Genomic DNA, 14,732 nt, shown 5'->3' on the forward strand with positions numbered 1-14,732 from the left:
CTGCAACAAAAAATCCACTGCTCTATTTTTTAGAACAGTGGATTTTTAATGGTTGTTATTTATTTCTTGTAAACTTTGTCATCACGCATCCGATCACTCTTATTAATCTTGCGAACCTAGAACCTCTTGCTTCTGCTCTACTTTCATATTATAAATTGGCAATATGAATAACAAACCAATAATAAACAAGATCGCTGCTGATTCAAAGATGGCAACTAATGAAAATTGTTCCTTTAGAATTCCTGCAGCACTCATTGTTAATACCATGGAACCCGTGAACAGCGGACTTAATATTCCATTGACCCTGCCTATAAAAGCAGATTCTGTTCTCTGCAAAATCATTGTATTAATTCCAATCTGGATACACGGAAGCATTAATCCGTTTAAAAACTCAGCACCAAGTGTTAACCAAAGATTTGTTGATAATCCCATGACTGCCAAGCCAATGCCATTAGCAAGCATTCCAAATATTAAAAGCTTCTGTGGTGGGACTTTTTTGGCAAATATCATGACTCCTGCCCCACCGATAATCATACCAATGCCATTAGCAGTAAGTAACCATTGCAGGTTTTCCTTTGGTAAACCTAATTGTTCCGTAACAAGAAAAATAGAGAGAGGCTGAACAAAACCAAGTCCAAGCCCTGCTGCTAAAAAGCATAAACCTAATTGGCTTAATTCCTTCTTATTTAACACATATTTAATGCCGCTCTTCATTTCTTCCCATAGTGAAGTCGTACGGCTCTCCTCTTCCATGAAGCGATCTTGAGGAAGGAAAGCTAAGGCAGCAGCTGATAGCAAGAATGCTATTCCTGTAATCGCAATGGAAATATTAATGCCAAATGCTTGAAATGCAAATGTTCCAAGAATTGGACCTAACACCATAAATACAGCAAATACCGTTTGATAGACAGACATCCCCGCCTGAATTTGTTCTTCCGGCAAATGCATCTTAAACAGCTTCATCCCAGAGGGCTGAGAAAATTGCGACAGAATGGCAGATATTAATGTTGCAAAAAACACAACCTGCCATGTTCCGAACATAAGTGTCACTAATACTGCAAATACAGATATGGCACTTAAGATATCACACCAAACCATTGTTCTTTTCGGACGCCAGCGGTCAGCAAACGTTCCTCCGATAAAAGAAAAGATAAAAATAGGCGCGAACTCAGCAACAGAAATCATTGAAACTGCAAAAGGATCTCCCTTTGTCTGCTCCATTACAAACAGCAGAACAGCAAAGTTTCGTACCCAAATTCCTATCTGTAAAAACAAGCCTGACATAATAATAGCTTGAAAAACCCGATTTCCAAACAGGCTTGATGAACGACCAGCTAATTGATTTGTTTCCAAAATAAAACCTCCTGTCAATATTCTAGACAGGAGGAGAAGGTACAATACAACACCAAAATGGCATAATACCCCTGATGGAAGGGACACAATGAACATATCGTTTGTATAAAAGTGTACAGACTAATCCTATCTAGAAAAAATGAATCGTATCATAAACGAATTTTTTCTTAACAAATAGGATTAATTGTTCATTGTTCCACGGACACCCTTCCTTTTTTTGATATTAACATCATAATTGAAAAATTATGGGAACGCAAGGTTTTTCGCAGCCTATTTTTTTACATATACTCTCAATTTAAAGCTCCCATTCACACTTCATATATAATTGATTCTCTTTTAATTCTGCCGTTAGTTTCCCATTCATTTTCAGCATTAGGCTTTTCGCAATAGATAATCCTAACCCTGTACTTTTTTCTGACCGGGTTTTATCTCCTTTGTAAAACCGGTCAAAAAGCAGATGAACATCTTTTTCGCTTAATTGATGTACAGGATTACTTATTATCAGTTGAACTGTTGAAGAAAGCTGATCAAGCTGTATTTTCACATTCCCTTTTGAATGTTTAACCGCATTAAGCACTAAATTTTCAATCACACGTTTAACTGCCGACGAATCAGCCTTCATTCGAATATCTTTCTCAGGAATATGAATGGAAGGCTCTAATCCCCTTTGGTTAAATTCCTCATAAAAACCTGCTAAAACATCAAATACCAAGTTATTCAATGAGATTGTTTCAACATTTAATGGATAATCTGCAGACTCAATGATCGATAATTCGAAGAAATCCTCTAATAAATCTTTCAACCTTAGTGCCCCATTTTTAACAATCTCAAAATACGCTGATCTATTCTCTGATGTATGTTCATCAGATTCCAAAAGTTGAATATACCCTAAGATAGAGGTCATTGGCGTTCGTATATCATGTGAAATATTAGCGACTGCCTGCTTTAACTCATTTTCTGTTCGCATTTTTTCTGCATTTGCCCTTTTTGTTTCATCTATTTGATCATTGATTTCTTTTGCCAGCTCTTCAAGATCCCTATCAAACAAAGTAAGGTTAATTTTTTTTCCCGTTATTTTGTTGTTCAGTTCCCTCAATTGACGGGCTGTACTCTTTATTTCTTTTTTCAAACGATAGTAGCGAGTGAGAAATAAAAGGGCTACTGCAGCACAGATAAACAACGTAATATAGTACATATCCTCACTCGCTTTCATCGTTATTTTATTTCTTTCTTCTGAAATACCCAGCTGCCTATAAGTCCAAAAACTGCAAAGGTTATGATTGGAACAAGCACAAATTTCAGAAGGGTGCCATGACTTATGTTAAATTCGCCGATTTCTAAAAACAGCTTGAACACTGAGTAATTAAAGATTTGTTCAATAAAAGAAAACTTTTGACTTAATGCATAGAAGATACTATCAAAAAGAATGAAGAATAAAATAAGAAAACCAATTGTCTTGCCGCTGTCAGTAAATATAATTGAAACTAAAGCCATAATGGAAGCAAATGCCGCTGCATAGATGATGGTTAAACCGAGAGTCCGAACGATGTAATCTAGTGCTGGCATATCATTAAAACCTGATAACATGGCTCCCACTACCATTATGACAATTGGGAAAGTTAATGAAATAATCATTGCTCCAATAGAAAAAATCATTAATTTAGAAAAGTAGATTCGAATTCTGCTATTGCCAGATGCTCCGATACTTTTCATTGTACCCATTGAATACTCACCGGAAATAAAGAAACCTGCAAGGATACAAGGGACAAGTTTAACGATGTAATTATTGCCGCCAAGTGCCGTATAAGCATACAATTCTTTCACCGAAATAGCATCTGCGCCAAATACTCCATCATTAAAAAAGATCAGCATCGGATAAAAAATTCCTGATGCAAGCAACCCAATAATTAATGTCGCAAAGGAACGATCCTTCCTTAACTTAAATAACTCTGCCTTTACTAAATTATCCATGCTGAACACCCCCGATCCGATTGGAGAAATATGTTTCCAAATCTTCCCCCATCGGCATGAATTGCTCGATTATTAGCCCTTCATCTGCAAGTGTCTTGGAAACACGGCCGGGAGCATCCAGATAGTCGAACAGCTTAATGGTACCTTCAGGCATGACTTCATATTGAGTTGTCCCAAGCTTCGTTTCAAAAATGGCTGCCGCTTTATCTGGATGATCGACTTTCACATGAATGTACTGCTGGCATCTTTCATTAAGTTCCTTTACTGTCAATTGCTCTAACAATTCCCCTTTATGAATAATTCCATAATGGGTCGCAAGTAAATGAAGTTCGCTTAATATGTGGCTCGAAATCAAGATGGTGATCCCATACTCCTGATTTAATTTCTTCAATAGCTCTCTTATTTCTACAACGCCCATAGGATCTAATCCATTTATCGGTTCATCAAGAATCAAAAATTCCGGATCACCTAATAAGGCAATTCCAAGACCGAGGCGCTGCTTCATCCCTAAAGAAAAATTCTTTGCTTTTTTCTTCCCTGCTCCTTGAAGACCGACAAGAGCAAGCATATTTTCCACACAATCTTTTCCAGGTATACCTTTTAAAAGTCTGTGCGTTTCAAGATTCTCCGCTGCTGTCATTTGCGGATACAAGGCAGGTCCTTCAATAATTGTCCCAATTCTTTTTCTAGCCTGAATAAGCTCTTGTTCACTGCTCTTTCCGAATAGCTCAATGGAGCCGCTTGTCGGATACGCAAGCCCTGTTACTACCCGTATGAGTGTTGATTTTCCAGCGCCATTTTGCCCAATAAATCCATAAATAGACCCCTTTTTAATCGTAAGGTCAATATTATCGAGAGCAAATTGATTCTTATATCTTTTTGATAAATGATTGGTTCTTAGAACGTAGTCATTCATTTTCTCCCCTCCCTCATGTGATGCTTTTAGTATAAAAAGGAAAACATAAGAAAGGCTTAAGATGATTCTTAAGAAAACCTTAAGATTTTAAACGATAGCCCATTCCCCATATTGTCTCGATATATTCTTCATTTGGATTGGCCTTGGCTAGTTTATTCCTTAAATTGCTCATATGTACATTAATCGTATTATCATCTCCATAAAATACTTCATCCCATACAGCTTCAAATACGTTGGCTTTGGTAAACACCTTCTTAGGTGAAGAGAACAATAGAACTAATATCGCGTATTCACGTGCAGTTAATGGTACCTCTCCTCCATTCACCTTTACTGCTTTTGCTTCTGTATCAATACTAATATCTTTATGCTTCAACTCTGGATTTTTCCGTAAATCCCCTGAACGTTTATATCTTCGCAAATGGGAGTCAATCCTTGCTGCAACCTCCTCAATATCGAAAGGTTTTGTAATATAATCATCTGCTCCTGTTCTTAATGTCTCAATTTTCGTTTTCTGCTCCAATTTTGCGGAGATGATGAGGACGGGAACCGAACTTTTTTTACTAATTTCCGCAAGGATTTCTTCTCCACTCATTCCAGGCAGCATTAAATCTAACAGAACCAGATCCCACTCTTGTCTTTCTAAATAAATCATCGCTTCAGTACCTGAAAAGGCAGGCTGTGGGGCATAACCGCTCCTTTTGATTATGCTGCATAGCAATTGGCTAATATCATTATCATCTTCCACTACTAAAATGTTTATCTCTATATCCATTTATCTTCACCTCATTTCTGTGTAAAAAATAAATTGTCGGTTCTGATTAATTAAACAAACCTTTATTTATGAAGAATTAACCAGCGCAGTAAAATTAGGCAGACCGACATTTATAAACGTGGTAGTTAGCAGATGCTCTTGAAGCTTTATTGATTTTGTATAGCTATCATAATCTTTCAAACAATCCTTTTACAATAACACCCTATCTTACAAAAATGTAAGAGTCTTTATAAGGGAAAACAATATATAATTCATCCGGACTCATGTAAGATAAATGAAGTCAGACTTACAAGGAGGTTTTATGGAAAACCCAAAAGCGAACAAACGAATTGATGTACTTGATTACATTCGAGGCTTTGCATTACTCGGTATTATTTTAGTTAACATTCTTGCACTGCTTCATATTAAAATACCAGATCCGCTTACTATAGATGCAAGCTACCAGCGTTTTCTATACTTATTTGTAGAAGGCCGTTTCTACACTATTTTCTCCTTTCTATTTGGAGTTGGCTTCTATCTCTTTATTACACGAGCCAATGCAAAAGGAAAAAAAGGGCATGTCCTTTTTTTACGCAGGATAGCTGCAATGTTTGTGTTCGGAATTCTTCATTCCTTGTTTCATCCAGGTGAAGCTTTAATGGTTTATGCCATTTGCGGTTTCATTACATTGCCTTTTTATAAAGTTAATAAACATATAAATTTAGCAATTAGTATCATTCTTATTATTATATTTGGTGTCATGGGAATAAAGGTAGCTTTACCTCTGCCTCTTATTTTACTAGGACTTGCTTGCGGACAATATGAAATATTTGAAAAACTGAAGCAAAAAACAAAACAGCTTTTTACATTTACAGTAATTATGCTTATCCTTAGCATGATTGGGTTGTATATCCAATACTTAAACATGCCTGAACAGCCATTTGAAACGATGATTTTACTAAGTGAAGATGGCCCCCTCGATCAGGCAAGTAAGTTTCTCCAAATCGGGGTAACAAACGGACCGATTATATCAGCCTTTTATATAGGAATTTTGCTCTTGCTCCTACAAACAAATATCGTACAAACCATTCTTAGCCCCCTTAAATATTACGGGCGAATGGCATTCACAAACTATATTGGTCAAACAGCTTTTATTTTACTTTTTGGCAGGATATTTCATTTCATAACCAATCTGACTTATGTCCAAACGCTTTATTTATGCTTAGCTATTTATGCTATTCAAATCCTCTTCAGTGTTGTTTGGCTGCAATACTTTAAGATGGGACCGCTTGAATGGATTTGGCGTATGTTTACGTACTGGCAAACAGTTCCTTTGAGAAAAACTGTGATTAAAGAAAATCATGTTCAAAATCATGGAGGCTTATAGAATAAAAACACCATTTGTTGATAAAAAATATGTGGCAAAAGTATATTATCTCCCAAAATCAGAATAAAAACAGAACGAAAAACGGACTATCCTTTATCGGAAGTCCGTTTTATTTACTCTATACAAATCGTATCCAAATGATGTTCTAACACACGAACGATTCGCTCCTTGTCAACCCGCTTCGGCTCAAGCAATGCATGAAGAGCAATCCCGTCAATAAGGGCATACAACCTTTCTGTTTCTACAGCTATATCCAGTTCTTTCCGCAGCAGGCCATACTGATCCATGGAATCAACTAGCTTTTTTATGCCATTAAAGACACCATCATCCTTTATATTAAAAATATCTTCCCTATGTCTGGCATGGGCAATAAAAGCAATCCATACCTCCATTTCGGCCATGGTTTCCTCATTTATAGGGACCATTTGCAATAAAATGCTTAAGATCATTTCTTTTGGCGGCAAATCCTTCCTAGTTATTTCATTAATACGTACAGTTGCCTGTTCCTTCACAAGATCCATCGCGTACACAAGCAATTCATCCTGTGTAGAAAAATAATGACGCAAGGCTCCAAGCGATAGCCCTGCTTCCTTTGCGATATTCCTAACGGTCGCTCCTTCCATCCCTAGATTTAAGATGACCCGCCATGTAGCTTCAGCAATTTGTTTTCGTCTTTTTTCATGATCAACAATTTTTGGCATAGTATTATTTTATCAATGAAAAATTAATTTTTCAATTTTATAATACAGTTGTATTATATAAAATAGCATGGTAAAATACTTTTTATATAATACATCTGTATTGAAAAGAGGTGCACGTTTGAATTTCCTTGCATGGATGATTATTGCGTGTGAGATCGGCTTCTGGGTCGTTATTGCCTTAGGTTTAGTCACTCGCTACGTATTTAAGATGAATAAGCTTGGTTTAGTATTTTTAGGCTTAACACCTGTTATTGACTTAATTTTATTAGTAACGACAAGTATTGATTTATACCGTGGAGCAACTGCATCTAGTATTCATGGGATTGCAGCCGTTTATATAGGTGTATCAATCGCCTTTGGGAAAAGTATGATTCAATGGGCAGACGAGCGCTTCCAATACTATATTACAAAACAAGGACCGAAGCCGGCTAAACGTTATGGGCTGGAATATGCTAAGCATTATCTTAAAGGATGGGGCAGGCATGTCATTGCATTTCTCATAGGTGCCGGGCTTCTTGCCGGGATGATTTATTTTATAAATGACTCCTCCCGAACCGAAGCATTAAGTGGGATATTAAGGTTATGGTCAATTATTTTAGGAATTGATTTTCTAATTGCCATTTCAAACTTTATCTGGCCAACGAAAGCGAAGGAAAAGCAAGTACATTCAAAGGACCGATGAAAATAGAAGCGGATTTTCCACTTTAGGAAAATCCGCTTTTTATAATTAAACAATAAAATAAGCGATAATTGATAAACAGATAGAAGCAATCCCCATGGCAATTAACGGCTTTAATGCTTTCGTACGCAAATCGTGAAGGCTGACATTCAGGCCAAGTCCGACCATTGCTGCTGTTAAACACCAAGTAGTAAGATTCGTTACCCCGTTCGTAAACGTTTCAGAAACAGGAATCGACTTTCCTAGTACATAACTGCCAACTACACTCATAATCATAAACCCAATGAGAAACCATGGAAATTCAATCCTCGTATCAGAATTTTTATCTCCTGCGTTTTTCTTTTTCATCATGTACATAAAAATAAAACATAGTGGAACGAGCAAAAATACTCTGCCTAGTTTTGCAAGCAAGCCAATAGCGAGTGCATCCTGTCCCCCAGGTGCAGCTGCTAATGCAACATGAGCGATCTCATGTAAACTAATTCCTGACCAAATGCCATATTCACTTGCCGTTAATGGAAGGACATGACGTAAAATCGTATAGCCAATTGCAAAAATAGTACCTACAAGTGCAATAATTCCAACCCCAATGGCTGTATCCTCATCCTTGGACTTGATAATTGGAGCAATAGCCGCAATGGCAGCTGCCCCACATACCCCAGTTCCTACTCCGACCAGCAGTGATATATTCTTATCTGCTTTTAACAAGCGGGCCAGCCAAACGGTTAACAAAATAGCAAAAACAATAACCCCAGCATCACGGATAAGTAATCCAAGACCATCCTCTAAAACCGTCCCGATATTGAGCTTTAACCCATATAAAATAATGGCAAATCTTAAGAGTTTTTTTGAGGAAAAACCAATACCTGCCCGCAAAAGCTCCGGGTATCCAAAAATATTCCGGTATAAAACCGCAATTACTATTGCGGAAGCCAGCTGACCAACATGGTCAAACCCAGGTAATTTTGCTAGTAAGTAGCCTAATAAAGCGATCAAAAAAGTAAACGCAATCCCACCGACCAATCTTCCAGTTGAGACAGGTTTTTTTTCTGGCTGAAGCTGTTCTTTACCAGTTGAATCTACTTTAGCTGCTTGTGCTGACATTTCAACACCTCCAAACTGATTGTAATCTTAGCATAATGTTTTCTTTACTATAAGGAAAATAATATTTTATAATGCTAATAATAAGTAAAACACATACCTAGCGGAGGTGATGATTTGGACCAGCAATTAGCTGTCTTTGTCACTGTAGCGGAAAAGCAGAACTTTTCACGTGCAGCTGAAGAATTACATATGACCCAGCCTGCTGTCAGCCAGTACATTCAAGCTTTAGAACGTGCAATGGGCACCAAATTATTAGAACGAACCAATAAATATGTCCATTTAAATAAAGCCGGAGAAATTGTTTACCATCATGCTAAAGAAATATTAGGGCTCTATGGGAAAATGCACTATTTAATCGATGACCTTACAAATAATCCAAATGGACTGTTATCCATTGGAGCAAGCTATTCTTTCGGGGAGTATGTTCTGCCTCACTTAATTGCTGACATGCAAGAAAAATATCCACAAATAAAGCCAGCCATCACCATTGGAAATACGAAGGAAATAGCTGAACTCGTCCTTGGACATCAATTAGATATCGGCATTGTGGAAGGACAATACAAGGAGAAAAATTTAAAAATTGAGCCTTTTGCAGTTGATAAGATGAGTATCATCGCCTCTCCAAAAAATCGATTATCACACATAGAAGGCGAGGTATCTATCGCTGATATTGAGGAAGAAACATGGGTTGTAAGAGAAAACGGCTCAGGAACAAGAGAAGCGACTGAGAAACTTTTTAAACAATTTAACATTGCACCTCAAAAAATATTAGAATTTGGGAGTACACAATTAATTAAAGAATCTGTCGAAGCCGGAATTGGCATTAGTCTATTGTCTGATTGGGTCATTCAAAAAGAAAGAGAAAACGGCTCATTAGCAGTAATCGATGTGAAGGGAATTTCTCTTACAAGAGAATTTTCAGTTGTTTTGCGCTCTCCCTTCCAAACAAAGGCGTTGTCTGTATTTTTAAAACTATTGAAAGATGAAAATGAGGAAATATGAAAAAGCTGATAAACGGCTCATAAGGCAATCGTTTATCAGCTTTACTAATGATCTTTCATATGAAAACTAGCTAAAATCAGGTGATTTATAAATCATTGGTTTTCCGAAACTAAAGTCATGTTCGATCATTTTTTCACTTGCCTGATGCGGATAGAGAACAAGATTTCCTTTAAATACTAATTCAAGCTTGTTCACCGCCAATAAATCTTGAGGTGTACATTGGCTCGGGGATTTATCAAGCATTCCTTTTTTTTCATTTAAAATGGTTGCAACAAATTGAGAGCAAAAGAACGCATTTTTTCGTTTAAGATTATATCTAAGCATAATGGCAATAAGTCCTAAGAAGTTATATTTATATAAATCTTTCTTTGCTTCAATTTGTCTAACCTTTGTTTGCATTTGTTCATATTCCTCTTCTGATAGGGAATAGCTATATATCTCACATCTCGCTTTTTTAAACAATCCCTCTGCAATTCTTTCCCTTACAAAGCCGCCAATAAAGGGATTATATGGCTTCTTGCGCCCGAAGCTGAATATATTCGTTAATTGTTTATCAAATGAAATCGATACATGGTTTAATGGCTGTTTCGTATATAGCTTGATTAATTTCGTAAAAAGTGTTCCTGTATCTGTAAAAATGATATAGACCTTTTTCTCCTCCATAATCTACCTTCACTTTCTTCTAGAATTCTAATCAATTTACTCTTCTCTTCTTATAGACGAAATAATACATAGAAAGGGGCCACCATAATACACAAAAAATTGGATAAACCGCCCAAATTGTGTTTGGAGAGGAGACTGCATTCACAGTAATGAAAAATAAGATGATTAATAAACTAGCATGTACCGAGAATGTGAAAAATGTCTTTTTCAACGCATGGTATAAAGATAACGGCCACCATAACACGACAAACGCAGGATAGATTGCCCAAGGATATCCGGGAGAGATGAGTATGTTCAAGATTAAATAATATAGAATTATACTTATGCTCCCTACCCATGCAATGGACATGGTCTTAGCCCTTTTTCCTAAAATAATTAGGATTGGCCACCATAGAATAGGAAAGATGGCATACAAGGACCACGGGTGAACCGGCGAATGAATCATATTTTCAGAAATAAGAAATAGAATAATGAGTCCACTGCATAAAATAGAAAATAGTTTATGTTTTTCCTGTTTCGCACAGTACAGACCAATTGGCCATAGCAGCAAGGCTAAAGAAGGATAGATAAACCATAAATACTCGGTGCTTGTTACATAATTTACGATCATAAAAAAGAGAATACTCATAATGCTTCCAGCTACCGCAAAACCAACATCATATTTTTTCATTTATTTCCACCCCTCATTTGGAACGCTGCCATTTAAAATACATTGTTAAAGGCCACCATAATACTGCAAACGTCGGATAAACAAACCAGATGACATCAGGAGAATAATAAAGGTTAATAAAAAGAAATAAAGCAATGATTAATGCGCTTCCCCAAATTGAATAACCTAAATTTAATTTCGTCATATTTTTCTTTATTGGCTGTTTGACACCAAGCTCCTTTTTCAAATCTTCTATATCCCCAAACTCCACAATGGCTTTATTAATCGCATCTTCCTCTTCTTTTCCGTTAGCCTTTAAATCCCAGACCTTTTCTTCAAGATTTTCCAAAACCTCTTGCTTAATTGCATTTTTTTGTTCACTTTCAGGAATGTCCTTAAACAGTTCTTCCACATGATTTTTTAACTTCTTCACTTTAACCCCTCCATAAATAAATCGATGATCGCCCTTACTTCCTTCCACTCTTTCACCATTTCTTGCAAGTAAGCTTTTCCCAGCGTTGTAATTCTGTAATATTTCCTTTTTCCGCCTTGGGAAACTTCCCCCAAGTAAGATTCAATTAGTTCTTTCTTCTCAAGCCGCTGGAACACTGCATATAAAGTTGCTTCTTTTATCTGAAATCGATTGTCTGTGCGTAAACTGATTTCCTTTGAAATTTCATACCCATAACGATCCTCTTCGTAAATCAAGCGCAAAATAATCGAATCCAAATGTCCGCGAATAATATCACTTCTAATCATTCTGACACACCCTTGTACATTCACTATTCTATCTGATAGAGTAATATTAACCGAAATTACTCTACCTGTCAAAGTAATTTTTATCCCTTTTTTAGCTTTTTTTGATTTTTTTGTAAAAAACAAAAGGAACATCTCCTTTTTCTAGAAGATGTTCCTTTTCAATTTTAGATTAGACGAACAATTTGCTTTTTCTTCCACGACCAGCGGTAATAAGAATACACGAATGCAAAGGTCACAATGAATGCTGCTGGATAACCAATCCATATCCCTTTGATGCCAAGATTTGTGTAACTGGATAACCAATACGCAACAGGAACCTCGATCAGCCAGATTGGAATAATACTTAAAACAGTCGGCCATAGGACGGTTCCGCTTGCCCGCATCGTCGAATTTAATATATGTGCATGCCCAATAATCACATAACTCCATAATGTAATCATAATCAAACTATTCGCAATTTCAATTGTTTCTTTACTTGTAATAAATAGCGAGAGGATGTTTTCAGAGAAAATATAGATAAGAATAATCAAGACCCCGCTGATTACATAATTAAATAAGACCCCTGTTCGAATGACCTGGTTTAATCGATCAAATTGACTGCCTCCAATAGCCTGTGCAGCAAACACAGAAACAGTGATGCTTAAACTGATTGCTGGCATCTGTACATAACTTGCCACTTGATTCACTACACCATATGCAGCTGTTGCATCCGATCCATAGCGGTTAACAAAAGTGATTACTGCGATTTCAGAAAGTGACAGCAAAATCATACTGATACTTGATGGAATACCGAGGCGCAATAGCAGTTTAAGCAATTCTTTATCCATTCGAAGATACTTCCGAATCGAAGCATCCATTTGCAGCGGATGCTTTACTCTGTGTAAATAGAAAAGCATGACAACAAAAGTAATGATAGTGGATAGTAAGGATGCATAGGCTGCTCCATACACACCGAGCTGCGGAACACCAAACCAGCCGAACACTAACAGCGGCAATAAAGCCACATTAAGAACAGTGCTGACAATTAGGAAATAAAAAGGCGTTTTTGAATCTCCTGTCCCCCGCATAAAAGTGGTGTATACAGAATACAAAAACAATACAGGCAATGACCAAAATAGAATTCTTGCATAATGAACACTAATATTTATAATATTATCCGGTGTGCCAATTAAGCGAAGAATATCCATGGCAAAGATTCCTCCGAGGATTGCCAGCACAACGCCTAAGATGAACGTAAATGTTAATGTTGTCCCTACGACAGCCTTAAGCTTTTCTTCATTTCTCGCTCCGAATGCCTGACCAATCAAGATTGCACTGCCTGATCCGATCCCGATGGCAAAAGAAATAAGCAGAAAGAATAAAGGAAAAAAAGCTGAAATAGCAGCCAATTCATTCACACCTAGCCAGCGTCCAACAATGACCATACCAAATAATTGACCAACAGATTGAAGAATATTGCTGAGAATCAAAGGAATGAGGAACATAAGCATGGGACGCCAGACTGGCAATGGGCTCGCTCCTAGACCTTCAGATTTAAGCTTTTCCATTTTTATATTTTGCTGTGATTCCAACTTTCATTTCTCCTTTTAACGGGTCTTATCCTGGTGATACCCGCGTTCTCCGAATGGCTGTAGCTGATTCAGCCATTTTTCTTCTAGTTTCTCTAATTCTTCCTTCTCATTGTAGTAGAGATCATCCTTCTCTTTCAAAATCTCTAACACTTCCATTTCAAAAGCGTCTTTTCCGTATTCGCTCCATTCTTTCTGGAGCATTTTATTTGTGTAGGCACCATTTTCTAACGCAAATTTTGTCCCATTTAATGTTTTTAAATTTCGTGTACTGCCAATAAAGATTTTATTGTTCTTTGTATTTTTAATTTGAAATATCCCTGCTTCAATTTTTATTTCTTTATATTGCTGCTTTAGTTCTTTTTTTCTGTCCATTTTTCTCTTTCCTCCCGATTATTTTTTCAGCCAATACTTGCTGCCATCTGCTTTTCGATCTAGAAAGCCGTATTCAATTAGATAGCGTCTTAATAATACATAATCATCGAAAGCATCATTTAATATTTGATTAACTTCCTTTTCCCCGTAAAACTTTTCACTATTGAAACGATTGGCTATTGCTCGAAGAACGACTAGCCTTTGCTTTTCCTTCGGTGGAAAGGATTTCAGTTGTTCATTTGTTCCCGCAGGAAAAAATTTCTTCAAGATTTCTTCATTTTCTTCCTTCGTCACATTGTATCGGTCATCTACCATTCTTGCTGTTTTATGAATATCAATGAAGTCTGGTTTATGATTGTCTTTTTCTTTTAAAAGCTCCATCAATGTTAAAAATAGCTTAGCCTGACGCTCTTTTTCTTTTAAGACAAAGCGATGATTCCGAATGGTCGATACACTGCCAATTCCCATGTCCTTCTGCACTTCCGCATCACTCTTCCCTTCATAAAAGAGCCGCAGAAGACGATTTTGATGATCTGTCAATCCCGTCAGCTTTTTATCGAGATCAATCAGGTAATCAAACACGGATTCATGTTCGCTCTGAATATGAAGAGACATATATCTTTCCGCTTCATAAAAAACATCCTCTGCTTGATAAACAATCCCCTTCTCCGTTGACTTCCCACATAAAAGACATATATAATGACGGTCTTCCTCAATATAACCTTGCTTCAATTCCTCAATTGAGGCATTCCAAAAAATTTCTGATAAACCCATTTATAGTCACAACCCTTATTTGTTTATATTATAGTAGACATTATATGTTTTTGTTTATTCATTGTCAAACAAATTAAAAT

General features: G+C 36.8%; 17 protein-coding genes. 3 read left to right on the forward strand and 14 right to left on the reverse strand.

Features of this window, described 5'->3' with window-relative positions; all coding sequences use genetic code 11:
- Positions 1-102: 102 nt before the first annotated feature.
- From FI644_RS07625 to FI644_RS07645, 5 genes are all read right to left on the reverse strand, one after another.
- The gene (locus FI644_RS07625; RefSeq protein ID WP_053478173.1) at positions 103-1,353 is read right to left on the reverse strand and encodes an MFS transporter; all 1,251 of its coding nucleotides are present in this window, start codon (positions 1,351-1,353) and stop codon (positions 103-105) included.
- Positions 1,354-1,648: 295 nt separating this feature from the next.
- Complete coding sequence (locus tag FI644_RS07630; protein WP_321172078.1) at positions 1,649-2,566, reverse strand: sensor histidine kinase; 918 nt, start codon at positions 2,564-2,566, stop codon at positions 1,649-1,651.
- A 2-nt stretch (positions 2,567-2,568) separates the two neighbouring features.
- Entirely contained in the window at positions 2,569-3,324 is a 756-nt protein-coding gene (locus FI644_RS07635) for an ABC transporter permease (protein WP_142108207.1), read from the reverse strand.
- On the reverse strand, positions 3,317-4,240 hold the full coding sequence (locus FI644_RS07640) for an ABC transporter ATP-binding protein (RefSeq protein WP_053478175.1): 924 nt from the start codon (positions 4,238-4,240) through the stop codon (positions 3,317-3,319). Before FI644_RS07640 ends, FI644_RS07635 begins: the two co-directional genes overlap by 8 nt.
- Before the next feature lie 79 nt (positions 4,241-4,319).
- Positions 4,320-5,012, reverse strand: a complete 693-nt coding sequence (locus FI644_RS07645; protein WP_056681990.1) for a response regulator transcription factor — start codon at positions 5,010-5,012, stop codon at positions 4,320-4,322.
- Positions 5,013-5,313: 301 nt separating this feature from the next.
- Here FI644_RS07645 and FI644_RS07650 point away from each other — a divergent pair, with 301 nt between their 5' ends.
- The gene (locus FI644_RS07650) at positions 5,314-6,378 is read left to right on the forward strand and encodes a DUF418 domain-containing protein (protein ID WP_142108208.1); all 1,065 of its coding nucleotides are present in this window, start codon (positions 5,314-5,316) and stop codon (positions 6,376-6,378) included.
- 113 nt (positions 6,379-6,491) lie between these two features.
- Here the strand turns inward: FI644_RS07650 and FI644_RS07655 are convergent, their stop codons facing one another.
- Positions 6,492-7,079, reverse strand: coding sequence for a TetR/AcrR family transcriptional regulator (locus FI644_RS07655; RefSeq protein WP_053478177.1), 588 nt, complete (start codon positions 7,077-7,079; stop codon positions 6,492-6,494).
- A 118-nt stretch (positions 7,080-7,197) separates the two neighbouring features.
- Between FI644_RS07655 and FI644_RS07660 the strand changes: the two genes are divergently transcribed.
- Positions 7,198-7,761 (forward strand): hypothetical protein, encoded by a 564-nt coding sequence (locus FI644_RS07660; protein WP_053478178.1) that lies wholly within the window; start codon positions 7,198-7,200, stop codon positions 7,759-7,761.
- A gap of 45 nt (positions 7,762-7,806) precedes the next feature.
- Here the strand turns inward: FI644_RS07660 and FI644_RS07665 are convergent, their stop codons facing one another.
- A complete protein-coding gene (locus FI644_RS07665) occupies positions 7,807-8,862 on the reverse strand; it encodes a YeiH family protein (RefSeq protein WP_056681988.1) in 1,056 nt (351 codons plus the stop codon).
- Positions 8,863-8,976: 114 nt separating this feature from the next.
- On the opposite strand from FI644_RS07665, the gene FI644_RS07670 reads away from it, so the two are divergent.
- Positions 8,977-9,864: a LysR family transcriptional regulator gene (locus FI644_RS07670; RefSeq protein WP_053478179.1), complete on the forward strand. Its 888-nt coding sequence runs from the start codon at positions 8,977-8,979 to the stop codon at positions 9,862-9,864.
- A gap of 66 nt (positions 9,865-9,930) precedes the next feature.
- On the opposite strand, the gene FI644_RS07675 is transcribed toward FI644_RS07670, so the two are convergent.
- From FI644_RS07675 to FI644_RS07705, 7 genes are all read right to left on the reverse strand, one after another.
- Positions 9,931-10,527, reverse strand: coding sequence for a hypothetical protein (locus FI644_RS07675; protein WP_075209067.1), 597 nt, complete (start codon positions 10,525-10,527; stop codon positions 9,931-9,933).
- Between the two features lie 31 nt (positions 10,528-10,558).
- Positions 10,559-11,197, reverse strand: a complete 639-nt coding sequence (locus tag FI644_RS07680) for a hypothetical protein (RefSeq protein ID WP_053478180.1) — start codon at positions 11,195-11,197, stop codon at positions 10,559-10,561.
- Positions 11,198-11,210: 13 nt separating this feature from the next.
- Positions 11,211-11,609, reverse strand: coding sequence for a permease prefix domain 1-containing protein (locus FI644_RS07685; protein ID WP_053478181.1), 399 nt, complete (start codon positions 11,607-11,609; stop codon positions 11,211-11,213).
- Positions 11,606-11,935 (reverse strand): PadR family transcriptional regulator, encoded by a 330-nt coding sequence (locus FI644_RS07690; RefSeq protein ID WP_053478221.1) that lies wholly within the window; start codon positions 11,933-11,935, stop codon positions 11,606-11,608. Before FI644_RS07690 ends, FI644_RS07685 begins: the two co-directional genes overlap by 4 nt.
- A 164-nt stretch (positions 11,936-12,099) precedes the next feature.
- Positions 12,100-13,482, reverse strand: a complete 1,383-nt coding sequence (locus FI644_RS07695) for an MATE family efflux transporter (protein ID WP_053478222.1) — start codon at positions 13,480-13,482, stop codon at positions 12,100-12,102.
- A gap of 39 nt (positions 13,483-13,521) precedes the next feature.
- Entirely contained in the window at positions 13,522-13,878 is a 357-nt protein-coding gene (locus FI644_RS26620) for a GIY-YIG nuclease family protein (RefSeq protein ID WP_053478182.1), read from the reverse strand.
- A gap of 18 nt (positions 13,879-13,896) precedes the next feature.
- Positions 13,897-14,652, reverse strand: a complete 756-nt coding sequence (locus tag FI644_RS07705) for a DUF2087 domain-containing protein (protein ID WP_053478183.1) — start codon at positions 14,650-14,652, stop codon at positions 13,897-13,899.
- Between the last annotated feature and the right edge of the window lie 80 nt (positions 14,653-14,732).

The sequence above is a fragment of the Cytobacillus solani genome (assembly GCF_006704205.1).
In the GTDB taxonomy this organism is placed as follows: Bacteria; Bacillota; Bacilli; order Bacillales; family Cytobacillaceae; genus Cytobacillus; species Cytobacillus solani.